23 protein-coding genes are annotated in these 20,390 nt (G+C 68.9%); 8 read left to right on the plus strand and 15 right to left on the minus strand.

What is annotated here, in order from left to right; genetic code table 11:
* Positions 1–36 precede the first annotated feature (36 nt).
* The 10 genes from rlmH to ASF25_RS01005 form a co-directional block, all read right to left on the minus strand.
* Positions 37–534, minus strand: a complete 498-nt coding sequence (gene rlmH, locus ASF25_RS00960) for a 23S rRNA (pseudouridine(1915)-N(3))-methyltransferase RlmH (protein ID WP_056171854.1) — start codon at positions 532–534, stop codon at positions 37–39.
* Between the two features lie 22 nt (positions 535–556).
* Positions 557–1,000, minus strand: coding sequence for a ribosome silencing factor (gene rsfS / locus ASF25_RS00965; protein ID WP_082478728.1), 444 nt, complete (start codon positions 998–1,000; stop codon positions 557–559).
* Positions 997–1,680, minus strand: a complete 684-nt coding sequence (locus tag ASF25_RS00970; protein ID WP_082483749.1) for a nicotinate-nucleotide adenylyltransferase — start codon at positions 1,678–1,680, stop codon at positions 997–999. Before ASF25_RS00970 ends, rsfS begins: the two co-directional genes overlap by 4 nt.
* 36 nt (positions 1,681–1,716) lie before the next feature.
* Positions 1,717–3,012 (minus strand): glutamate-5-semialdehyde dehydrogenase, encoded by a 1,296-nt coding sequence (locus ASF25_RS00975; protein WP_056266178.1) that lies wholly within the window; start codon positions 3,010–3,012, stop codon positions 1,717–1,719.
* Between the two features lie 108 nt (positions 3,013–3,120).
* Complete coding sequence (gene proB / locus ASF25_RS00980; RefSeq protein WP_244472854.1) at positions 3,121–4,275, minus strand: glutamate 5-kinase; 1,155 nt, start codon at positions 4,273–4,275, stop codon at positions 3,121–3,123.
* Positions 4,272–5,306, minus strand: coding sequence for a GTPase ObgE (gene obgE / locus ASF25_RS00985; RefSeq protein ID WP_056171856.1), 1,035 nt, complete (start codon positions 5,304–5,306; stop codon positions 4,272–4,274). Before obgE ends, proB begins: the two co-directional genes overlap by 4 nt.
* An 82-nt stretch (positions 5,307–5,388) precedes the next feature.
* On the minus strand, positions 5,389–5,853 hold the full coding sequence (locus ASF25_RS00990) for a hypothetical protein (protein WP_056171858.1): 465 nt from the start codon (positions 5,851–5,853) through the stop codon (positions 5,389–5,391).
* A 127-nt stretch (positions 5,854–5,980) separates the two neighbouring features.
* Positions 5,981–6,247: a 50S ribosomal protein L27 gene (gene rpmA, locus ASF25_RS00995; RefSeq protein WP_056302722.1), complete on the minus strand. Its 267-nt coding sequence runs from the start codon at positions 6,245–6,247 to the stop codon at positions 5,981–5,983.
* A 38-nt stretch (positions 6,248–6,285) separates the two neighbouring features.
* Complete coding sequence (rplU, locus tag ASF25_RS01000) at positions 6,286–6,600, minus strand: 50S ribosomal protein L21 (protein ID WP_056087079.1); 315 nt, start codon at positions 6,598–6,600, stop codon at positions 6,286–6,288.
* A 217-nt stretch (positions 6,601–6,817) separates the two neighbouring features.
* Positions 6,818–8,350, minus strand: a complete 1,533-nt coding sequence (locus ASF25_RS01005; protein ID WP_056302724.1) for a helicase HerA-like domain-containing protein — start codon at positions 8,348–8,350, stop codon at positions 6,818–6,820.
* A 169-nt stretch (positions 8,351–8,519) separates the two neighbouring features.
* Here ASF25_RS01005 and ASF25_RS01010 point away from each other — a divergent pair, with 169 nt between their 5' ends.
* From ASF25_RS01010 to ASF25_RS01020, 3 genes are all read left to right on the plus strand, one after another.
* Positions 8,520–8,906, plus strand: a complete 387-nt coding sequence (locus tag ASF25_RS01010) for a hypothetical protein (protein ID WP_056171863.1) — start codon at positions 8,520–8,522, stop codon at positions 8,904–8,906.
* A gap of 201 nt (positions 8,907–9,107) precedes the next feature.
* Positions 9,108–10,136 carry a GNAT family N-acetyltransferase gene (locus ASF25_RS01015; RefSeq protein ID WP_056171865.1) on the plus strand — a complete coding sequence of 343 codons (1,029 nt, stop codon included), beginning with the start codon at positions 9,108–9,110 and terminating at the stop codon, positions 10,134–10,136.
* 63 nt (positions 10,137–10,199) lie between these two features.
* Positions 10,200–11,318 carry an acyltransferase gene (locus ASF25_RS01020; RefSeq protein ID WP_056302726.1) on the plus strand — a complete coding sequence of 373 codons (1,119 nt, stop codon included), beginning with the start codon at positions 10,200–10,202 and terminating at the stop codon, positions 11,316–11,318.
* Positions 11,319–11,321: 3 nt separating this feature from the next.
* On the opposite strand, the gene ASF25_RS01025 is transcribed toward ASF25_RS01020, so the two are convergent.
* From ASF25_RS01025 to ASF25_RS01035, 3 genes are all read right to left on the minus strand, one after another.
* Positions 11,322–12,188, minus strand: a complete 867-nt coding sequence (locus tag ASF25_RS01025; RefSeq protein WP_056302728.1) for an SDR family oxidoreductase — start codon at positions 12,186–12,188, stop codon at positions 11,322–11,324.
* Positions 12,185–13,327, minus strand: coding sequence for a tRNA epoxyqueuosine(34) reductase QueG (gene queG / locus ASF25_RS01030; protein ID WP_280137313.1), 1,143 nt, complete (start codon positions 13,325–13,327; stop codon positions 12,185–12,187). The genes ASF25_RS01025 and queG overlap by 4 nt, the downstream gene beginning before the upstream one ends.
* A gap of 65 nt (positions 13,328–13,392) precedes the next feature.
* Positions 13,393–14,085: a glutathione S-transferase family protein gene (locus ASF25_RS01035; RefSeq protein WP_056171871.1), complete on the minus strand. Its 693-nt coding sequence runs from the start codon at positions 14,083–14,085 to the stop codon at positions 13,393–13,395.
* 245 nt (positions 14,086–14,330) lie between these two features.
* Between ASF25_RS01035 and ASF25_RS01040 the strand changes: the two genes are divergently transcribed.
* The 5 genes from ASF25_RS01040 (at position 14,331) to ASF25_RS01060 (ending at position 19,704) form a co-directional block, all read left to right on the plus strand.
* Positions 14,331–15,134, plus strand: coding sequence for an undecaprenyl-diphosphate phosphatase (locus ASF25_RS01040; protein ID WP_056302730.1), 804 nt, complete (start codon positions 14,331–14,333; stop codon positions 15,132–15,134).
* A 171-nt stretch (positions 15,135–15,305) separates the two neighbouring features.
* Positions 15,306–17,156 carry a methylmalonyl-CoA mutase subunit beta gene (locus tag ASF25_RS01045; RefSeq protein ID WP_056302732.1) on the plus strand — a complete coding sequence of 617 codons (1,851 nt, stop codon included), beginning with the start codon at positions 15,306–15,308 and terminating at the stop codon, positions 17,154–17,156.
* A 112-nt stretch (positions 17,157–17,268) separates the two neighbouring features.
* Positions 17,269–17,643: a hypothetical protein gene (locus ASF25_RS01050; protein ID WP_056171877.1), complete on the plus strand. Its 375-nt coding sequence runs from the start codon at positions 17,269–17,271 to the stop codon at positions 17,641–17,643.
* Positions 17,644–17,822: 179 nt separating this feature from the next.
* The gene (locus tag ASF25_RS01055; protein WP_056302734.1) at positions 17,823–18,293 is read left to right on the plus strand and encodes a hypothetical protein; all 471 of its coding nucleotides are present in this window, start codon (positions 17,823–17,825) and stop codon (positions 18,291–18,293) included.
* 82 nt (positions 18,294–18,375) lie between these two features.
* Positions 18,376–19,704 carry a diguanylate cyclase gene (locus ASF25_RS01060; RefSeq protein WP_082502445.1) on the plus strand — a complete coding sequence of 443 codons (1,329 nt, stop codon included), beginning with the start codon at positions 18,376–18,378 and terminating at the stop codon, positions 19,702–19,704.
* 147 nt (positions 19,705–19,851) lie between these two features.
* Here the strand turns inward: ASF25_RS01060 and ASF25_RS22410 are convergent, their stop codons facing one another.
* On the minus strand, positions 19,852–20,013 hold the full coding sequence (locus ASF25_RS22410; RefSeq protein ID WP_156368804.1) for a hypothetical protein: 162 nt from the start codon (positions 20,011–20,013) through the stop codon (positions 19,852–19,854).
* 166 nt (positions 20,014–20,179) lie between these two features.
* The gene (locus ASF25_RS01065; protein ID WP_056171881.1) at positions 20,180–20,365 is read right to left on the minus strand and encodes a hypothetical protein; all 186 of its coding nucleotides are present in this window, start codon (positions 20,363–20,365) and stop codon (positions 20,180–20,182) included.
* Positions 20,366–20,390 lie beyond the last annotated feature (25 nt).

The raw sequence follows: 20,390 nt of genomic DNA on the forward strand, positions 1-20,390 counted from the left end.
CTCCCCCCCGTGCCGCCATCCATGGCCTCACCGCCGTCATCGTTCGTCGAGGTTTCCGCGATGATAGGGATGGCCGGCGAGGATCGTCAGCGCTCGATACACCTGCTCCAAGGCCAGCACGCGCACAAGGCCATGCGGCAACGTCGCCGCGCCGAAGGACAGGGTGAGATCGGCTCGCGCTCGTACCGCCGGATCGAGTCCGTCGGCTCCGCCGATGGCGATGGCGAGGCTCGGACGCGCGGCGTCGCGCCAGGCCGCCACGCGATCGGCGAAGGTTTCACTGGTGAGATCGGCGCGTCCGCGTTCGTCGTAGACGACGAGGGCGGCTCCCTGCGCGTGCGCGAGGATGGCCGTGCCCTCCTCCGCACAACGATCCTGCGGCCGACGTGCACGGCTCTCGGGAATCTCGACCGTATCGCAGGCTGGAAAGCCGAGACTGCGGCCGAGTTGGGCCGCCCGTTCGCGGTAGCGTGCCGCGAGGTCGCGCTCCGGACCGGCCTTCAGGCGCCCGACCGCCGCGATGAGGAGCCGCATGGAGTCGACGACCCGCGGTCGCTTACTCGGCCAGGGCGTTGCTGGGCAGGTCGACGGCGGGACGGTCGGCGCCCCACATCTTCTCGAGATTGTAGAAGCCGCGCACTTCCGGGCGGAAGATGTGGACGATGATGTCGCCTGCATCGATCAGCACCCAGTCGCAGGCCGGCATGCCCTCGACCCGGGCGGAGCCGAGACCCTTGGCCTTCATGTCCTGGAGGATGCGGTCAGCGATGGCACCGACATGGCGCTGCGAGCGACCCGAAGTGATGATCATGGTGTCGGCGAGCGACGTCCGACCCATCAGATCGATCTCGATGGTCTCCTCCGCCTTCATGTCCTCCAGACAATCGAGGGCGAGCGCTCTGAGGTCGCCGATCTTGCGGTCGGCAACGTCGTCGGAACCTGGGGCTCCCTGGTGGACCGCGTCGTTCAGCGTCTCAGTTCCTGCAATGGCCATCGTCATGCGGGGATCGTACCCTGAATGGGCGCGACATGGAACGTTCCCGTTGCGTCTTCGCGCAATCCATCTTTCCGCCCCCCGGTTCGCAGGGCCGTGGAGGACAGATGAGAGCGTGGACCGTGCAGGAAGACCCAGGCCGGTGGGTCGAGATCGGCGAGCACACGGGCATCCGCCTCGTCGATCCGCCAACGGCCGAGGGCTTGCGCACCCCGCGCAACCGGCCCCTTGAGAGTGAACCCGGGCCGGTCGATGATGGCGATGGGCATGGTTTCGGCGATCGCACGGAATCCCTGCCAGCGATGAAATGTCGCGAGGCTGTCGGCTCCCATGATCCAGACGAATCGCACGGCCGGATGGCGGTCCGTGAGGTAGCGAAGGCTTTGCCGAGTGTAGCGAGCACCGATGAGGCTCTCGAAAGCCGTCACCACGATGCGGGGATGGGCAGCGATAGCCTGAGCGGCCGAGACGCGCGCGTCGATGGAAGCGAGATCGGCCCGGTCCTTCAGGGGATTGCCCGGCGTGACCATCCACCAGACGCGGTCGAGGCCCAGGCGCCGCAGGGCGACGCGGCTGACATGCCGATGCCCGAGATGAGCCGGGTTGAACGAACCGCCGTAGAGGCCGATCCGGAGGCCGGGGCAGGCCGGCGGAAGCCGAACGGGTCCCGACACGTCAAGTCGCATCGGAAGCCGCGTGTGGTGGCGGAACGAAGCGAAGCGTCAAGGACGCGTCTGCCCACTCCCGTGGACGCGGTACTTGAAGGTGGTGAGTTGCTCCACGCCGACGGGGCCGCGCGCATGCATCCGGCCCGTTGCGATACCGATCTCGGCCCCGAAGCCGAACTCCCCGCCATCGGCGAACTGGGTCGAGGCGTTGTGGACGACGATGGCGGAATCGACCTCGGCGAGGAAGCGCGTCGCCTCGGCGCGGTCGGCGGTCACGATGGAATCGGTGTGGTGCGATCCGTAGGTCTCGATATGGGTGATCGCCGCATCGAGACCATCGACCACTCGGACGGCGATGATGGCATCGAGGTACTCCGTACGCCAGTCCGCCTCCGCGGCCGGCGTCACACGGGCATCGACCGCCTGCACATCCGTATCGCCACGCACGGCGCACCCTGCCTCGATGAGAGCCGTGACGAGGGGAGCCAGATGCGTGCTGGCGCAGGCGCGATCCACCAGGAGGGTCTCGGCGGCGCCGCAGATACCCGTACGGCGCATCTTGCTGTTGAGGGCGATGGTACGGGCCATGTCGAGATCGGCGCCGGCGGCGACGTAGACGTGACAGATACCATCGAGGTGCGCGAAGACCGGCACCCGCGCCTCGGCATGGACACGTTCCACCAGACCGCGCCCGCCCCGGGGCACGATCACGTCGATGCAGCCGTCGAGGCCGGACAGCATGGCGCCAACGGCAGCCCGATCACGGGTCGGTACGATCTGGATCGCGTCCGCCGGCAGTCCGGACGCTTCCAGACCAGCCCGCATGGCCCGCGCGATGGCCATGGCCGTGCGATGACTGTCGGACCCGGCGCGCAGGATGGCGGCATTGCCGGCCTTGAGGCACAGCGCGCCGGCATCGGCGGTGACGTTGGGGCGGCTCTCGAAGATCACGCCGATGACGCCCAGCGGCACGGCGATGCGCTCGATCAGCAGGCCATTGGGACGCTCGAACGCAGCGACCTGACGCCCGACGGGATCGGGCAAGGCACCGATCTTCTCGACGGCGTCGGCGATGGCGCTCAGGCGCGTGGGATCGAGGGTGAGCCGGTCGATGAGCGCCTGAGTCTGGCCGGCGGCGCGGGCCGCTTCCACGTCCCGGGCGTTTTCTGTCAGGATCTCGGACTGTGCCCCCCGCAAGCGCTCGGCGATGGTGCGAAGCGCGATATCCTTGATCTGAGCTGGTGCCAGCGCGATGCCACGCGCGGCGGCTCGCGCGCGCTGGCCGATGGCATGCATTTCGGCGGTCAGATCGGGAGCTTGAAAATCGGTACGCAGATTCAGAACGGGCACGGCCTTCATCCTCGCGGGCCGTCGCGCGATCCGGCGCGCCCGCCTGTTGTCCCGCCCGTCATCGCATGCCGGATACTGGGGAAACAAGCGTAACGCATGACAACCCGGCTATTCGCCCACCATGGCGAGGTCGTCGCGATGCACCATTTCGGCGCGGCCGGGATGAGTCAGCAGATCGGCGATCTCGCGGCTCGGGCGGCCGATGATCCGCACGGCCTGATCGCTGTCGTAGGCCACCAAGCCACGCCCGAGGGTCCGCCCGGCGGCATCGCGGATCACCACGGCGTCGCCGCGTCCGAATCCGCCGTGAATCCCGGTGACGCCCACCGGCAGCAGGCTGGCTCCCCCCTGAAGCGCGCGGGCGGCACCGTCATCGACGATGAGGATGCCGCGCGGCTCGAGGGACCCGGCGATCCAGGCCTTGCGCGCGGCGATCGGGTTGGAGCCCGACAGGAACCAGCTGCAACGCCCCCCCTTCAGGATGGTGCGCAGGGGGTTCTTCTCGCGACCGTCGGCGATGACCATGTGGGTGCCGCCGCTGGCGGCGATCTTCGCGGCTTCGACCTTGGTGCGCATCCCGCCGCGCGACAGATCCGAGGCCGGACCGCCGGCCATGGCCTCGATCTCGGGGGTGATGCGCTCGATCACCGGAAGATGGCGAGCGAGCGGGTCGGTGTGAGGCGGCGCCGTATAGAGGCCGTCGATATCGGAGAAGAGCACCAGGACGTCGGCACCGATCATGGTGGCGACACGGGCGGCGAGCCGGTCGTTGTCGCCGTAGCGGATCTCGCTGGTGGCCACGGTGTCGTTCTCGTTCACCACCGGCACGGCGCGCACTTCGAGCAGCTTGAGCACGGTGGCGCGGGCGTTGAGGTAGCGTCGGCGCTCCTCGGTGTCCTGCGGCGTCACCAGGATCTGGCCGGCCGCGATCCCGTGGTGGCCGAGCGCCTCCGACCAGTGCCGGGCGAGCGCGATCTGTCCCACGGCCGCCGCCGCCTGGCTCTCCTCCAGCCGCAGGGTACCGGGCGGATATCCAAGCACCGTACGCCCGAGGGCGATGGCGCCCGAGGAGACGACGAGGACGTCGGCTCCCTGCGCGTGCAGGTCGGCGATGTCCTCGGCCAGAGCCGCGAGCCAGGCATGGCGCAGACGTCCGCGCGCGCGGTCCACGAGGAGTGCCGAACCGACCTTGATGACGATCCGGCGGAAGTCCTGGAGGTTGGGCGTCGATGCACGCGGCGAAGTCACCGCCGCGTCACTCACGGCTGCCACGCATCGGCCGGCTGCGCCTCCGCCTCGGCGCGCTTGGCCTCCGCGATGGAGCGGGTGATCGCCCGCAGCGCGTCCTGAACGCCGAGCCCCGTCGCCGACGACAGGATCAACGGCTTCTTCCCCGAGGCGCGCTTGAGCCGGGCGACCTGCTCCTTGAGCGTGTCGGGATCGACCACGTCGGCCTTCGATAGGGCGACGATCTCGGGCTTGTCGGTCAGGCCGCCGCCATAGGCCTCGAGTTCCTTGCGGACGAGCTTGTAGGTCTTGCCCGCATGCTCGTTGGTGGCCTCGACGAGGTGCAGGAGCACGCGGCAGCGCTCGACATGGGCGAGGAACCGGTCGCCGAGGCCGACGCCGTCGTGTGCGCCCTCGATGAGACCGGGAATATCCGCGAGAACGAATTCCCGCTCGTCCGAGCGGACGACGCCGAGGCCGGGGTGCAGGGTGGTGAAGGGGTAATCGGCGATCTTCGGCTTGGCCGCCGTCACGGTGGCGAGGAACGTCGATTTACCGGCATTCGGCAGGCCGACCAAGCCCGCATCGGCGATGAGCTTCAGGCGCAGCCAGACCCATTGCTCGTGGCCCTCGAGGCCCGGGTTGGCATGCTTGGGGGCACGGTTCGTCGAGGTGGTGAAATAGGCGTTTCCGAAGCCGCCGTTGCCTCCCTTGGCCAAGCGTACCCGCTGGCCGATATGGGTCATGTCGGCGATCAGTGTCTCGCCGTCCTCGGCGATGATCTCAGTCCCGGCCGGCACCTTGAGCACCACGTCGGCGCCGTTGGCCCCGTGGCGGTTCGAGCCCATGCCGTGCTCGCCCTTCTTGGCCTTGAAATGCTGCTGGTATCGGTAGTCGATCAGGGTGTTGAGACCGTCGACGCACTCGACCCAGACGTCGCCACCGCGGCCGCCGTCGCCGCCGTTGGGACCGCCGAATTCGATGAACTTTTCACGCCGGAAGGCCACGCATCCGGCACCACCGTCGCCGGAGCGCACGTAGACCTTGGCTTCGTCGAGGAATTTCACGGTACTGCTCGTCTCACTTCATTCGTCTCGGACACGCGAAGCGGTCTCGCGGGTCGGCTCCGGCGGGATGCCGGTATCGGCGTCAGGCGCCGCCGCGACGGCATTTCCCGTCGAGGTTCAGGTACTGGATACTCCGAAGTCCGGCTTCGAACCACGTCCCGGCGGACGTGGTGCCCTCGTATCCGTAAAGGAGGATGCGGATGGCATCGTCGGGCGAAACCAGATTCGGCGGGTCTCCCGCCTCGAAAGTCCAATTCCGTGACGGCTCGCTGTCCGCGCCAAAAGCGGTCCGCGTCCCGTCCGCCTCGATCTGGTTCACTTGAGCGAAGGCCGGAGCTTCGTTGGCGCGCGAGGTCGAGAAGGTGAACCCGACCTTCGGAGCGCGGCCGACGAAATTGTAGAATTCACAGTACAGCGTCGGCATCGCAGACGTCGTCGCGACGACACCGGGTGCTGGCTGGGGGTGGTCCAAGCCACGCAACAGGAGGGCGGCAAACCCGAAGGCCGCCAGGGCAGCCGCGCCCGATACGGCAAGGGTACGCTTCATGGCCTCGACCCCATCGCTGTGGGCGGAACCTACTCCGCCTCAGACGACGAAAGGGAGGATGGATACCCATCCTCCCCCATCCATGCCCCGACCGGCCGGAAGGCCGGGCGACCGAAAGAAAAGTTCGTTACTCGGCAGCTTCCTGCAGCGGCACGACGGTGACGAAGGCACGACCGCGCTTGGTCATGAACAGCACCCGGCCATCGGTCTTGGCGAACAGGGTATGATCCGTACCCATGCCCACATTGGTGCCGGGATGCCACTTGGTGCCGCGCTGGCGCACGATGATGTTGCCGGCGATGACGGCTTCCGAGCCGAACTTCTTCACGCCGAGGCGCTGGCCGGCGGAATCGCGGCCGTTGCGGGACGAGCCGCCTGCTTTTTTATGGGCCATTGTGGCTTACTCCGAAATCTCGAAAAACGATCCGACCGTCAGGCGCTGATGCCGGTGATGCGAACCACCGTGTGGTGCTGGCGGTGGCCCCGCTTGCGGCGCGAGTTCTGGCGGCGGCGCTTCTTGAAGGCGATGACCTTCGCGTCGCGGCCATGGCTGACGATCTCGCCGGTGACGCTGATGCCCGAGAGCAGCGGCGCGCCGATCTGAGTGGCGCCAGCGCCGTCGGCGAAAAGGAGCACGTCCCCGAAGGTCACGGTGGAGCCGGCTTCACCCTCGAGGGTGGCGATCGTGATGGTGTCGTTGGCGGCAACGCGATACTGCTTGCCGCCCGTCTTGATGACTGCGAACATCGTTCTCTTTCGTGTTCTCTGCCGGCCTCCCGCTCACCGTCAGGTGAACCTGGACCGTCTTCTTGTTCAGGTCATCCGCGACACCGGGTCGAGCCGGGCGCGAACGCGAAACGCGCGGACTTCGTCGAGGAAGCCGCGCATTGCGCTGGTGCATAGGCGCGATGGGGGTGATTTGTCAATGCGATGCCGGTTCGGGCAAGAGCCGCGTGCCACGAATTCAACGCTTGGTCAGCCCGCCCAGCACATTGCGAAGGATCGCATTCCCCACCTCCGTTCCAACCTTGCGCGCCATGGAACGGGCAGCGTTACCGATGACCTGTTCGGCGAGGGTTTGTGGAGGGCGGCGCCCCTTTGCAGCGGGTTTCGAGCCGAAGACGCTGCCGAGCAATCCACCGAGCATGCCCGTCAGACCGCCCTCGGCTTGCTGAGCCGCCTCTGCCGGCGCGGAATCTAAACCCTTGCGCTTGGCCAGGATCTCGTAGGCGCTCTCGTTGTCGACCGCCGCATCGTACTTCCCCCGCACGGGGCTGTTCGCCATGAGGCTCGCTCGCTCGGCCGGCGTGATGGGGCCGACGCGGCCCTGGGGCGGAGCGACGAGGGCCCGCTCGACGATGGAAGGCGTTCCCTTCGCTTCGAGGAAGCTCATCAAGGCCTCGCCGACGCCGAGTTCGGTGATGGCCTTGGCGACATCGAAACCCGGATTCTGGCGAAACGTCTCGGCCGCCGACTTCACCGCACGCTGGTCGCGCGGCGTGAAGGCACGCAATGCGTGCTGCACCCGGTTGCCGAGCTGACCGAGAACCGACTCGGGGACATCGAGGGGGTTCTGGGTGACGAAGTAGACGCCGACACCCTTGGAGCGGATCAGCCGCACCACCTGCTCGACGGCATCGAGAAGCGCTTTGGGCGCATCGTCGAACAGCAGGTGGGCCTCGTCGAAGAAGAAGACGAGCTTGGGCTTGTCGAGGTCTCCCACCTCGGGCAATTGCTCGAACAGCTCCGACAGCATCCACAACAGGAAGGCGGCGTAGAGCCGGGGCCGCTGCATGAGCTTGTCGGCGGCCAGGATGTTGACGATGCCGCGCCCTTCGCGGTCGGTCTTCATGAAATCGTTGAGGTCCAGGGCCGGCTCGCCGAAGAACTGGTCTGCACCCTGATTCTCCAGCATCAGCAGCTGACGCTGGATGGCCCCCACGCTCGCCGCCGAGACGTTGCCGTACTGGCCCGAGATCGCCTTCAGGTTCTCCGAGACGTAGAGCAGGAGGGCACGCAGATCCTTGAGGTCGAGGACTGGCCATTCGTTGTCGTCGGCAATCCGGAAGGCGATGTTGAGGACGCCCTCCTGGGTGTCGTTGAGTTCCAACAGGCGGGCGAGAACCAGGGGTCCCATCTCGATCACGGTCGCGCGGATCGGATGCCCCTGGTCGCCGAACAGATCCCAGAACACCACCGGGAAGCGGTCGGGCTCGTACGGAATACCAAGCTGCTCGGCACGTTCGACGAAATGAGGCTTCGCTTCCCCGGCGGCGGCGAGCCCGGACAAATCCCCCTTGATGTCGGCGGCGAAGACCGGGACCCCGGCATTCGAAAAGCCCTCGGCCATCACTTGCAGGGTCACGGTCTTGCCGGTGCCGGTGGCGCCCGCCACGAGGCCATGGCGGTTGGCGAGCCGCAGGGTGAGTGCCTCCGGCTTGGTGCCGCCCCCCTTCAGGAGACTCTTGCCCACGAGGATTGTGCCGTCGCCCTGCATGATCGCCCACTCCCCGATGCTGAGAAGCGGCGTGCCGCCTCGCTCAGGTGGGTTATGCGGCCTGGGCGCGGCATTTTCCAGCAACAGAGGCCTGACGCGGCTGCCACCCTTGATTTACCCGCGGCAAGGCCGGACAGACAAAATCCCGAATGCTCTGGAGCGACCCGAGATGGAAGAGTTGATTGCCCGCGTCACCACCGTGACGGGGCTGGACGCCGCGACCGCCCAGACGGCCATCGGCCACATCCTGGCCTTCCTCCAGAAGGAAGGGCCCGCCACCGAAGTCAGCCAGCTCCTCGCCACCCTTCCCGGTTCTGAGACCACCATTGCGGAGTCCAATGCGGGCGAAGGCGGCGGCGGTCTGATGGGCATGCTCGGTGGCATGATGGGCGGCGGCGTGATGGCGCTGGGTCAGAAACTCATGGCGGCCGGTGTCCCCATGGGCCAGATGCAGCCGCTCGGCCGGGAGCTGTTCGCCTACGGCCGCGAGAAGGCCGGCGAGGACGTCATGGGGCCCATCGTCGGCTCGATCCCTGGCCTGAACCAGTTCGTCTGACCATCCATTCGATCCACTTCGGCGGCTACGCACGTGCGGGCTGCCGGAGAGGTGTCGGCTAAGCGCCTCAACCCCCTCTCGCACTTGGCGAATCCGTGTCATAAAAGCGTGTGCGCCGCATGGTGTTGTGGCGTCCCGAAGGCGTGAGGTTCAGGGCTCCGGGGTGAGCCCGTCTCGCGATCCCGACAGGCGGATTCGACCATGGTTCCGAACTTCGCGCGAGAGGCATCCGCGGCGTGGCTCACCGGTTGGGAGACGCACGTTCATGCGCCCTTCACCCGAATGAAGCGCAAGCGCAGCGAAGCAGGCCTTTTGGGAGTACCCACCCCACACGGGCGGGCGCTCATCCCGCCCGGTTCCGTACCGATCAAGTTCACGCCGCGCCTGAAGAAGCCGTTCCCGGCCCCAGGCCTCGATCCGAGCCTCGGACGCATCGGCAATCTCGAGGTTCGGCTGGCGACTTCCGTGTCCGAGATTCGCCGGGCGCAGCGCCTGCGCTACCGGGTGTTCTTCGAGGAGATGCAGGCGGTGGCCACCGGCCTGTCCCTGCTTTCGCGCCGGGATATCGATGCCTACGACACGGTCTGCGACCACCTCCTCGTCATCGATCACGCAGCCACGGACGAGACCCCGTTCCGGCGCCCCCGCCCGAAGGTGGTGGGCACCTACCGCCTCCTGCGCCAGGAGACGGCCGACCGGCATTTCGGCTTCTACACGGAGGCCGAGTACGACATCGCGCCCCTCCTCGCCGCGCATCCGGGCGAGCGCTTCCTCGAACTCGGCCGCTCCTGTGTCCTCAAGCCCTACCGGACCAAGCGCACGGTGGAACTGCTCTGGGCCGGAATCTGGGCCTACGTCCAACACCACCGCATCGATGCCATGCTCGGCTGCGCCAGCCTGGAGGGCACCGATCCGGACCGCCTCGCCCTCCCCTTGAGCTTCCTCCATCATCACGCCCGCGCGCCAGAAGGCTGGGGCGCCACGGCCCTGCCCGCACGTTACGTCGCCATGGACCGCCTCGCCCGCGAAGCCGTGGACCCGAAAGCCGCCCTTCAATCCCTGCCGCCCCTGATCAAGGGCTACCTCCGGGTCGGCGCGACCTTCGGCGACGGGGCCGTGGTCGATCATCAGTTCGGCACCACCGACGTATTCGTGGTCCTGCCGGTCTCGGCCATCGCCGCGCGCTACATCGATCATTTCGGCCCCACCGCGAACCGCAAGGCCGCGTAACGCGGCTTGCGGGAACCGCATCCCTCCGGCAACCCGGTCCCGCGGGCCGGAGGGGCGGGACGGATGCGGGGCTATCGATACGAGGCGCTCGACGGTGTGCGGGGTCTCGCCGCGCAGGCGGTGGTGCTCACCCACGCGGTGGAGATGGCGTTCCTGCCCACCCATGGGACAGGAGCGGCCATCACCGGCTGGATCGGCCGAGTCTCGGTGATGACCTTCTTCGCCCTCAGCGGTTTCGTCATCGCGACGAGTCTCGGCCGGATAGCCGGGCGGGATGGCCGCTTCCTCGTGCCCTACGCGGTCCACCGGGTGGCCCGCATCGCGCCCCCCTTGATCTTCGCCATCGCCCTCACCTTCGCGGTGGGCATCCTCGGCCGGGCCGGCCTCCCCCTCCTGACCCGGACGGGGGAGCCTTACACCATGGGCGTCCTCGCCTTCCTGCGGGGCATCACCCTGACGTTCGCCCCCAGCGACGCGACCTTCGTCATCGACAATCCGCTCTGGTCCCTGCGCCAGGAGGTCTACCTCTACGCGGTCGCCGCCTTCGCCACCCTGGCCATCGTCGGGCGTGGAGCCTGGCGCGCCACGGGGATCGTCCTCGCTTCGGGGCTCGTTCTCGTGACGGCCAATCGGTTCTTCTACCTGCAATCCCTGGCCCTGTTCGGGGCGGGCGTGGGCGCGGCCCGGCTCGGGGGACATCCCGGTCTACGCCGGCTGGCGGCGACACCGGTCGTTCTCCCCATCGCGGGGCTCGCGCTCGGCGCACCCCTGGCCTTCGCGGCGAACCCCGGCTTCGTCGATGCCATGAGCGCGTGGGGGCCGTTCCTCGCCTACCAGGCTGCACTGGGACTGCCCCTGGCCGTCGCTCTGCTCGGTCTGGCGACGAACGAGGCGCCCGCCGCACGGACTTTCGCGCGCTGGGAAGGCGCAGCCTCGTTCTCCTACACCCTCTACGTGGTGCACATGCCGATCCTGGTCCTGGTGTTCTCCGTTCGCGCCCACTTCGGCTGGGCGTCGGGTCGGACCGGCGATGTTGCGACCTTCGCGGCGGCGTGGCTCGTGGCCCAGGCTGTTGCGATCGCCGCCGCCCGTGCCGTGGAGCGTCCGAAGCCGGCACGGGCGGCCCTCTTCGGTGCTCTGTCGCGGCTCGGATGGGCGCAGCCCACCCAGGGCCGGGCCTGAAGTCTAAGGCGCGCGCGCATCCGCCACGAGGGCGGCCAGTCCCTCGCGGTAGGTCGGATAGGCGAGATCGACGCCGAGTTCCTCGCGGATCAGCCGGTTCCGCACGCGCTTGTTCTCGCCGTAGAAGCTGCGCGCCATCGGACTGAGATCCGCGGTCTCGAAATCGATCTCCGGCGGCAGGGGCAGGCCCGCGAGGCTGGCTGCGTGCTCGGTCACCACCTGTGGCGGGGTCGGTGCGTCGTCCGTGACGTTGTAGACCGCCCCGGCCCGGGGCCGGTCGAGGGAGGCGAGCAGCGTGGTCGCGATATCGTCCACATGGATGCGGTTGAACACCTGCCCGGCCTTGATGATCCGCTGCGACTTGCCCTCGCGCAACTTGACGATCGGGTTTCGGCCAGGCCCGTAGATGCCGGCCAGGCGGAACACCTGAACGGCCTTGTTGGACTCGCGCCCAAGGGTGAGCCAGGCCGCTTCCACGGCGAGGCGCCCGTGTGAGCGCTGGCTCGTCGGACGCGGCTCCGTCGTCTCGTCGATCCACGCACCCTGCTGGTCACCGTAGACGCCGATGGTCGAGAGGTAACCGATCCAGCCGATGCGACTCCTGCGAATGGCATCGCCGTAGCCAGCCAGAACCGTGTCGCCCTCCCGCCCGGGGGGAGCCGAGACGAGGAGCACATCGGTATCGGCGAGATCGGCGGCGATGCGGTCGTCGTCGCCGTCCGGCCCGAACGTCCGAAGTGCCACGCCGGCGAGGCCGGCCCCGGGCCGCGACGGATCGGTCACCGTGGCACGGACCTCGGCGAAGCGGCCCGAGGCCCGTTCGACGAACCGGCGAGCCGTGAAGCCGAGGCCGAAGACGAAGAGGTTCATGAGTCTCGTAGTTCCTGCGCGATCGATCCCGACGGGCCATTCTGAGTCAGGCCGTTCTGCCATTCAGCCCGGACCGCGTCATCCGTTTCCTGCCGACCGTGCTCCTCGAATGCGGCCCGCAGGGCGTCCGCGTCGAAGAGGCGGGTGGCGGCCCAGACCGCCATGCCGCGCACCAGGGGCGCGGGATCGCTGAGGCAGCGTACCACCTCGGGTGCGAGCGCGGCCGATCCGGAATTGCCGATGGCGATGAGGACGTTCCGCAGGAATCGGTCTCGGCCCGTGCGCTTGATCGGGGTCCCGGCGAACCGCGTCCTGAACCCTGCGTCGTCGAGCCGGGCCAGATCGGCGAGGGGGGGAGCCACTAGGTCGGCCCGCGCGGCGAGCCGCCCTTCCCCCGCGATCGCCGCGAACTTGTTCCAGGGACAGACCGCGAGGCAGTCGTCGCAGCCGAAGATGCGATTGCCGATGGCGGCGCGAAACGCGCGGGGAATCGGACCCTCATGCTCGATGGTAAGGTAGGAGATGCAGCGTCTGGCATCGAGCTGGTAGGGCGCCGGAAACGCGTTGGTCGGACAGATATCGAGGCAGCGCCGGCACGAGCCGCAATGGTCGGTCTCGGGCGCGTCCGCCGCGAGATCGGCCGAGGTGTAGATCGCTCCGAGCAGGAGCCAGTTGCCGTGGGCGCGCGAGACGAGGACCGTGTGCTTGCCCTGCCAGCCGAGGCCGGCGGCCTCGGCCAGGGGCTTCTCCATCACCGGCGCGGTGTCCACGAACACCTTCACGCGCACGTCGCCCTTGGCCGAGAGGTAGCCCCCGAGTTCCTTGAGCTTGCCCTTCAGCACTTCGTGATAGTCGCGCCGCTGCGCATAGGCCGCGATGGCGCCCCGGTCGCGCCGGTCCAACGCCGCGAGGGGATTTTCCTCCGGCCCGTAGCTCATGCCGAGCATGATCACGCTGCGCACCCCCGGCCACAGGGTCGCCGGGTCGGCGCGCTGGTCGGCCCGGTCCACCATCCAGGCCATGTCGCCGTGATGGCCGGCGGCGAGCCATGTCGGCAGGCGCTCGACCAGGGCCGGCACCGCATCGGGCCGGGTCACGCGCACATCGTCGAAGCCGAGGTGCCGGGCGCGGGTCTCCACGGCCCGGCGCAGGTCGTCCCCCGCCAGAATCTTGCGCGGTGGACGGACTTTCGTCGGGCCGTCGGTCAGAAGTCCAGGTCCGCGTAGTGGTCGGCCGGCGCCATGCCCGGCACCCGATCGGCCAGGAGCGTGCGGAAGCACGGGCGCGACTTCACCCGTGCGTACCAGTCCCGCGCCGTCTCGTCCTCGTCCCATGGTACGTCGCCGAGGTAATCCACGCAGGAGAGGTGGGCGGCCGCCGCCAGATCCGCATAGGTCAGATGGTCGCCCGCAATCCATTTGCGGCGGGACATGAGGTAGCCGATGTACTTCAGGTGATAGCGCACATTGGTGCGCGCCGCCCGGATGGCGTTCATGTCCGGGGGCCCGCCACCTGCGGCACTGTTCATGAAGCGCTTGAAGATCTTTTCCGTGACGAGGTAGCCCGTCACCTCCGCATCGAACTTGACCAGGAACCAGTCGAGGAGCCGGCGGACCTCGACCCGGGCCGCCGTGGTCTCGGGCAGGAGGCGCCGGCCGCTGAGGCCGAGCCCCCGCGTCTCGTCGAGATACTCAGCGATGATGCCGGCTCCCGGAATCGCCAGCCCCGATTGCTCCACCAGCACCGGCGTCGTGCCGGCCGGGTTGATGATCAGGAAGGCGTCGCGCCGCTCCCACGGGCGTTCCTCCAGCAGGGAGGGCTCCATCCCCATCTCGGCAAGCACGAGGCGGATGAAGCGCGAATGGGGGCAGAAGGGGGAGTGGTGAAGCGTCGCCATCGAGGCCGTTCGGACGGGGGAAGCTGCCGGGGACGAGCCGTATCGGGCCCCTCGCAGAGGGTCGCCCCTCCAGACATATTGCTCGATCGTTGCCGCCTCATTAACACGCTCGGCCAAAGGCGGTAACCATCCGTCAACCGTCATGGTCGATGGCTCGGATTAAATCCGAGGCCGTGCCCGGCGCGTGACCTGCGTGGCCACGCCGCGACACAATGCTCTACAACTTGAAGTGAGGCGATACGATGATGGATGCGATGAGCATCGCGAAGGCGGTCGTCCTCGCCGTGGTGGAAGGCGCGACGGAGTTCATCCCCGTCTCGTCCACGGGGCACCAGCTCCTGGTCGGCCACTTCATCGGCTTCCAGTCGCCCAACAACACCTTCGAGGTGCTGATCCAGCTCGGTGCGATCCTGGCGATCCTGGCGGTCTATTTCGGGCGTCTGCTCGGCATCGCCAAAGCTCTCCCGAGCGATCCCAACGCCCGCCGCTTCGTCTTCGGCATCCTCCTCGCGTTCCTGCCGGCGGCCATCGTCGGCGGCCTTTTCTCCAAGTACATCAAGTACTACCTCTTCAATCCGTGGATCGTGTGCGCGACCCTCGTGGCGGGCGGCCTCGTCCTCCTCGTGCTCGACGAGACGGATCTCGAGGTGAAGAAGCGCGACGTGTTCGACTTCTCCCTGCCGATGGATTTCAAGATCGGCCTGTTCCAGTGCATCGCGATGATTCCCGGTGTGTCGCGCTCCGGCGCCACCATCGTGGGTGCGATGCTCATGGGTGCCGACAAGCGCTCCGCGACGGAATTCTCGTTCTACCTCGCGATCCCCACCATGGCCGGTGCCTTCGCCAAGGACCTGCTCGACAACTACAAGAACCTCTCCCGCGACGACACCGGCCTCATCGTCGTCGGCTTCATCGTCGCGTTCTTCTCCGCCCTGTTCGTGGTCCGTACGGTGCTCGACTACGTCTCCGCCCACGGCTTTCGCCTGTTTGCATGGTGGCGCATCATCGTCGGGTCCCTCGGCTTCTTCGGGTTGATCGTCTTCGGTTGAGGCGCGCCACGCCGGCGAGGACCGGAGGGCAATTCCGAGACCGGGCCGGCGTATTCGATATCCGGGATCGGGGGCGATTGCTTCGGCGTGCGCCACCGTGCAAGGGCTTTTCCGGACATTGATGCTGTGACCGGCCCTCTGCGGCCGGTGCCCCGATCGAAGGCCCGAACGATGGAAGACCGTCCCCTCGCCGACCTGTTTCCGCCTGCGACCCGCGAGCGCTGGCTCGGCCTCGTCGACGGCGTGCTGAAAGGCGGGGATTTCGAGAAGCGCCTCGTCTCGAAGACCGCCGACGGCATCCGGGTCGAACCCCTCTACGAACCGGCAGCCCCCGTAGCCCAGCCCATGCGGGCGCCGGGGCCCTGGCGCATCGCGCAACGGGTCGATCACCCGCAGGCGGAGCCTGCCCAGGCGCTGGCGCTCGCCGATCTCGAAGGCGGCGCCGATGCCCTGACCCTCGTCTTTTCAGGCGCCCCCTCGGCCAGGGGCTACGGACTGAGCGCCGCCACCGTCGAGGATCTGGACGCGGCGCTCGCCAGCGTGATGCTGCCCCTCATCGCCATTCGCCTCGATGCGGGCGGCCGGGGTGTCGAGGCCGCGACCCTGCTGAAGGGGGTGGCCGAGCGGCGGGGCGAGGCCCTGGCCGGCCTCGACCTCGATCTCGGTCTCGATCCCATCGGCACTTTCGCGGCGACGGGCCGCCTCGGCGCGGACTTCGCCAAGGACCTGTCGGATACGCTCGCGCGCTTCGACGAAGCGGGTTTCGACGGCCGGGTGGGCCTCGCCGATGGGCGCCCCTACCACGAGGCCGGCGCCAGCGAGGCGGTGGAACTCGCAGCCAGCCTCGCCACGGCGGTCTCCTACCTGCGCGCGCTCGAAACCGGCAGCCACGATCTCGCCCGTGCCCGCGACGCCATCGCGATCCTGTTGGTGGCCGATGCCGACGAGTTCCTGACCATCGCCAAATTCCGGGCCATGCGCCGGCTCTGGGCCCGGGTCGAGGCGGCCTGCGGGCTCGACCCCAAGCCCTTACGGCTGCACGCGGAAACGGCGTGGCGGATGATGAACCGCAACGATCCGTTCGTGAACATCCTCCGCACCTCCATGGCGGCGGGGTCGGCCGGCCTCGGCGGCGCCGACAGCGTCACCGCCCTGCCCTACACGGCGGCCCTCGGGCTCGCCGACGCCTTCGCGCGCCGGGTGGTGCGCAACAGCCAGATCGTCCTGATCGAGGAATCCAACCTCGCCCGGGTCGCCGATCCGGCGGCGGGGGCCGGCAGCTTCGAGACCCTGACGGACGAGCTGACCCGGACTGCCTGGAGCGCGTTCCAGGCCATCGAGGCCGAGGGCGGCATCGTCGCGAGCCTTCGCGCCGGCACCCTCCAGGCCCGGATCGCCGAGACCGCCGAGACCCGTACGCGGAACGTCGCCACCCGGCGTGAAGCCCTGACCGGGGCAAGCGAATTCCCGTTCCTGGCCGAGAAGCCGGTGACCGTTCTGGACGTCGCACCAGTGCCCGGAGAGGCCGTTCCGTTCGGCGCGGGCGAGACACTCACCTGCGCGCCCCTGCCCTCGCGCCGTCTGGCCGAGCCCTACGAGGCGCTTCGCGATGCGTCCGATGCGCACCTCGCCGCGACCGGCAAGCGACCGCGGGTGTTCCTCGCCAATCTCGGCGCGGTGGCGGTGTTCAATGCCCGTTCGACGTTTGCCGCCAATGCGTTCGCGGCCGGCGGCATCGAGGCGGTGAACGAGGACGGGTTCGAGGAGGCCGAGGCCGCGGCGCAGGCGTTCACGAAATCGGAGGCCCGCATCGCCTGCCTATGCTCGTCGGACGCGGTCTACGCCGCCAGGGCGGTGGCGGTGGCGCAGGCCCTGAAGGCGGCCGGCGCCGAGCGGATCTACCTCGCGGGCAAGCCCGGGGAGCTGAACGACGCGCTGAAGGCGGCCGGCGTCCACGACTTCCTGTTCGCCGGCTGCGACCTGCTGGCCCTGCTCACGGAGGCGCAAGCTGCGGCACGCTGAAGACCAAGCTGCGGGGCGCTGACGACCAGACCGCGGTACGCCGAAGCCGCAACCGAACCGGCGTCCGGGGCGTTCTACGAGCGTTGCCGTACTATCTCCGGAGCGGAAAACCATGCGCCTTCAACTTCTTACCGCTGCCCTTCTAGTTCTGACGGGACCTGCGACGGCCGCCACCAAGAAGGTCCAGGTGCCGCATCGGTACGATGGCGCGTGGAGCATCGAGGTGGTCACCCTCGACGGGCCGTGCGACCGCGCCTACCGCTACGGCGTCCAGATCCGCCGGGGCGAGGCGACCTATGCGGGCGGCGAGTTCAGCATCAACGGCCGGGTCTCGGGCAACGGCTCCGTGCGTGCCGTGATCAGCCGGGGTTCGGACAAGGCCGACGTGGTGGGACGGCTCGGGCGCCAGGGCACGGGCGGCGGAACCTGGAACACCACGGGTCTCATCGGCTGCAGCGGACGCTGGAACGCCGAGCGGCGCAGCTGACACAGCGTGGAACTGCGCATCCCGCCCTGCGCCGTCGCGCGGACCGGTCCACCCCTGTGATGCGCCGGTCACACGACGGGCGCAAACCGCGCTGACCGGCATCCCGGCCCTGTTCCCGCCGAAATTCCCACGGAATACTCGTTCGGATTCGAAGCAGGGTTCGATCGGGGCGTGGCGCGATGAAGACTGGCTTGCTCGGGACGATTCGGCTGTTGGGCGCCATCGCGGTCCTGACGGGCTTCGGGTCCGAGGCCGGGGCCGCCCCCCGGAATCCGGCCCGACCGCACGCGGTGATGTCCCCCCTCGAAACCGTCGCGACGGCGTGCTTCGCCGAGACCATCCTGGCGAATCCCACCGCGATGAAGCATGCGCGGGCGGGGCGCTGGTACGAGGCCGCCGGGGTCATCGGCTTCCTGTGCCGGCCGGAGGTCGACGCCATGGTGCGGGCGCATGACGGACTCTACGGCCGCGGCAGCGGCGAGCGGTTCTTCCGCACCGCCTACACCCGCCACCTCGGCGAGCAGCTCGCCGGCCAACTCCAGCCGGTGCTGACGCGCCAGGATGTCGCCAGCGCCGAACCCGCCTTCGAGCGGGCGGAGGCCGCCCTGGATACGGCCGACATCCTCGCCGTGAGCCGGACGGCCGAATAGGACGCGGACCGGGGTTTTTCCTTCAGGTTCGTGCGATAGGGTACGGCATCGGTGCAGCGTTGCACGGATGGAGCGACCCTTCATGTTCGTGGCACGGTGGTCCGAACCGGATTTTCCCTCGGAGCCGATCCCGGTGGGGCCGTGGGGCGTATCCTCCACGGCGGCGGACCCCCTCGTCGGCCTGCTCGACACCCTGCGCGGTGCGGTGGGGGTTGCGTGCGCGGAGGTCCGCCTCGCCGACGGGGTTCTGGTGCGCAGCGGGACCGGTCGGGCCGAGCCGCGACGGCTCGTGGACATTCCCCTCGGACCAGACGGGGACCTCGGCACCCTGAGCCTGTTCGATCCCAGCCTTCCCGGTCTGTCCGAGGCCCAGGGCGCGTGCCTGTCGGGCTACGCCCTCGCGGTGGCGCTCACCCTCGCGCGGCGGCAGGACACGGCGGCCCTGGCGCGGGCGAAGTCCGAGTGCGCCCTTCTCACCGCCATCGTCCGCGACCAGGGCGCGGCCCTGGCCGAATCGCGAAACACCTTCGAGGGCGCGGCGCGGGGCGCCCGGATCGGCGTGTGGGAGTGCCGCCTGTCCGACGAGCGCCTGACCTGGACGGACGGCGTCTACGACCTCTTCGAGATTCCGCGCGGCGACCGTCTCGACCGCGACGCCACCCTACGGTGCTACCCGCCGGGGTCCCTCGCGACGATGCAGGCGCTGCGGAGCCGGGCCATCGCCGAGGGCGGCGGCTTCCACCTCGACACCGAGATCGTCACGGCGCGGGGCCGGCGGCGCTGGATGCGCCTCACCGCCACGGTGGAGTGCGTGGACGGCGTGCCCGTGCGAATCTTCGGCATGAAGCAGGACATCACCGAGGAGAAGCGCGAGGCGGACCGCACCCGGCACCGCGCCGAGTTCGACGACCTGACCGGGCTTCCCAACCGCAGCGTGTTCCAGGCCGGCCTCGCCGCCCTCGACGGGCCCGGTGCCGACGCGGTTGCCTTCGCGGCCCTGCTGCTCATCGACCTCGACGGGTTCAAGGCCGTCAACGACACCTTCGGGCACGCGCGGGGCGACACCTGCCTGACGGAGGCGGCCGCGCGCCTGCACGACGCCTGCCGGCCCGGCGACCTCGTGGCCCGGATCGGCGGCGACGAATTCGCGGTCCTGCTCCACGGGCCCCTCGAAGCCGAGGGGTCCGAGGCCTGCGCCGACCGGATCATCGCCGCCCTCGGCACCCGGATCGAGGGCAACGGCCGCGTCGTCCACCTCGGGGCCTCCATCGGCATCGCCCGGACCGGCAGCTGCGGCGCGGCCGAACTGTTCGACCGGGCCGACGGGGCGCTCTACGCCGCCAAGGCCACGGGTGGGAACGCCCACCGGAGTTTTTTTCCACGGATGTCGGAGTCGGTCCCCGCCGGCTGACACCTCGGCGACGGGGCGGCCGTGGCGGTGCCATCGATCACGCGGATCGCCGGAAGGTGAGAGGCGGGGCCGGCTCCCCGGGGCACGCCGTCGAAGCCCGTCGGCCTTGCCTCGGAAGCGGCACATCAAGGAAGCCGCGGGGGACGTTCATCCCGGATCCGCCGACGGCCGGTCGGAATCCTGTCCCACCAGTTCGAGGACGGCATCGACCAACGGATTGTGATGCGCCGTCGACCAGACCAGGGCGCTCGCTAGGCGCCCGTCCCGGCTCCTGGCGCGACGCTGGCTCTTGGCGCAGTGGCGGCTCATGGGCAGCCTGCTCGCCGCCTTCTCGGTCCGGCTGATGTCCGAGGCGTGACGGGACGTATCGGCCGAGCGACGACGCACGGAAACCCGCGCCACCCGGCCCCGATGCCCGGGGCGGGTGGCGCGGCGAAATTCCCTCGGGCACCCCCGAGGGGGTGGCGCTGGGCGGTCAGGCGTCGTCAGCGTCGAGGATGGTTTCGAGGTCGCCCGTCAGGGCTTCGAGCTGCTCGGGCGTGGCCACGATCTTGAACTTGGTGCCGTCCTCGGCCTCGACGGCGATCTCGACATGGTCGTCGACCTTGGCGGCGATGGCCTGCTTGAGCGTGTAGACTGCGGCTTTCTCGGTGGCGGCCATGTGATCTCCAGCTGGCGGGTGCGCG

It is taken from the genome of Methylobacterium sp. Leaf100, assembly GCF_001422845.1.
In the GTDB taxonomy this organism is placed as follows: Bacteria; Pseudomonadota; Alphaproteobacteria; order Rhizobiales; family Beijerinckiaceae; genus Methylobacterium.

Excerpts from the sequence above, each read along its gene's own strand:
- ASF25_RS01040 (WP_056302730.1), top strand. The coding sequence starts at position 14,331 with ATGGATGCGATGAGCATCGCGAAGGCGGTCGTCCTCGCCGTGGTGGAA.
- rlmH (WP_056171854.1), bottom strand. The coding sequence starts at position 534 with ATGCGGCTCCTCATCGCGGCGGTCGGGCGCCTGAAGGCCGGTCCGGAG.
- rpmA (WP_056302722.1), bottom strand. The coding sequence starts at position 6,247 with ATGGCCCATAAAAAAGCAGGCGGCTCGTCCCGCAACGGCCGCGATTCC.
- ASF25_RS22410 (WP_156368804.1), bottom strand. The coding sequence starts at position 20,013 with ATGAGCCGCCACTGCGCCAAGAGCCAGCGTCGCGCCAGGAGCCGGGAC.
- ASF25_RS01050 (WP_056171877.1), top strand. The coding sequence starts at position 17,269 with ATGCGCCTTCAACTTCTTACCGCTGCCCTTCTAGTTCTGACGGGACCT.
- ASF25_RS01025 (WP_056302728.1), bottom strand. The coding sequence starts at position 12,188 with ATGAACCTCTTCGTCTTCGGCCTCGGCTTCACGGCTCGCCGGTTCGTC.
- ASF25_RS01010 (WP_056171863.1), top strand. The coding sequence starts at position 8,520 with ATGGAAGAGTTGATTGCCCGCGTCACCACCGTGACGGGGCTGGACGCC.
- ASF25_RS01060 (WP_082502445.1), top strand. The coding sequence starts at position 18,376 with ATGTTCGTGGCACGGTGGTCCGAACCGGATTTTCCCTCGGAGCCGATC.
- ASF25_RS01055 (WP_056302734.1), top strand. The coding sequence starts at position 17,823 with ATGAAGACTGGCTTGCTCGGGACGATTCGGCTGTTGGGCGCCATCGCG.
- ASF25_RS01015 (WP_056171865.1), top strand. The coding sequence starts at position 9,108 with ATGGTTCCGAACTTCGCGCGAGAGGCATCCGCGGCGTGGCTCACCGGT.
- ASF25_RS01005 (WP_056302724.1), bottom strand. The coding sequence starts at position 8,350 with ATGCAGGGCGACGGCACAATCCTCGTGGGCAAGAGTCTCCTGAAGGGG.
- ASF25_RS01020 (WP_056302726.1), top strand. The coding sequence starts at position 10,200 with ATGCGGGGCTATCGATACGAGGCGCTCGACGGTGTGCGGGGTCTCGCC.
- ASF25_RS00970 (WP_082483749.1), bottom strand. The coding sequence starts at position 1,680 with ATGCGACTTGACGTGTCGGGACCCGTTCGGCTTCCGCCGGCCTGCCCC.
- ASF25_RS01065 (WP_056171881.1), bottom strand. The coding sequence starts at position 20,365 with ATGGCCGCCACCGAGAAAGCCGCAGTCTACACGCTCAAGCAGGCCATC.
- ASF25_RS01045 (WP_056302732.1), top strand. The coding sequence starts at position 15,306 with ATGGAAGACCGTCCCCTCGCCGACCTGTTTCCGCCTGCGACCCGCGAG.
- ASF25_RS01035 (WP_056171871.1), bottom strand. The coding sequence starts at position 14,085 with ATGGCGACGCTTCACCACTCCCCCTTCTGCCCCCATTCGCGCTTCATC.
- rsfS (WP_082478728.1), bottom strand. The coding sequence starts at position 1,000 with ATGACGATGGCCATTGCAGGAACTGAGACGCTGAACGACGCGGTCCAC.
- rplU (WP_056087079.1), bottom strand. The coding sequence starts at position 6,600 with ATGTTCGCAGTCATCAAGACGGGCGGCAAGCAGTATCGCGTTGCCGCC.
- ASF25_RS00990 (WP_056171858.1), bottom strand. The coding sequence starts at position 5,853 with ATGAAGCGTACCCTTGCCGTATCGGGCGCGGCTGCCCTGGCGGCCTTC.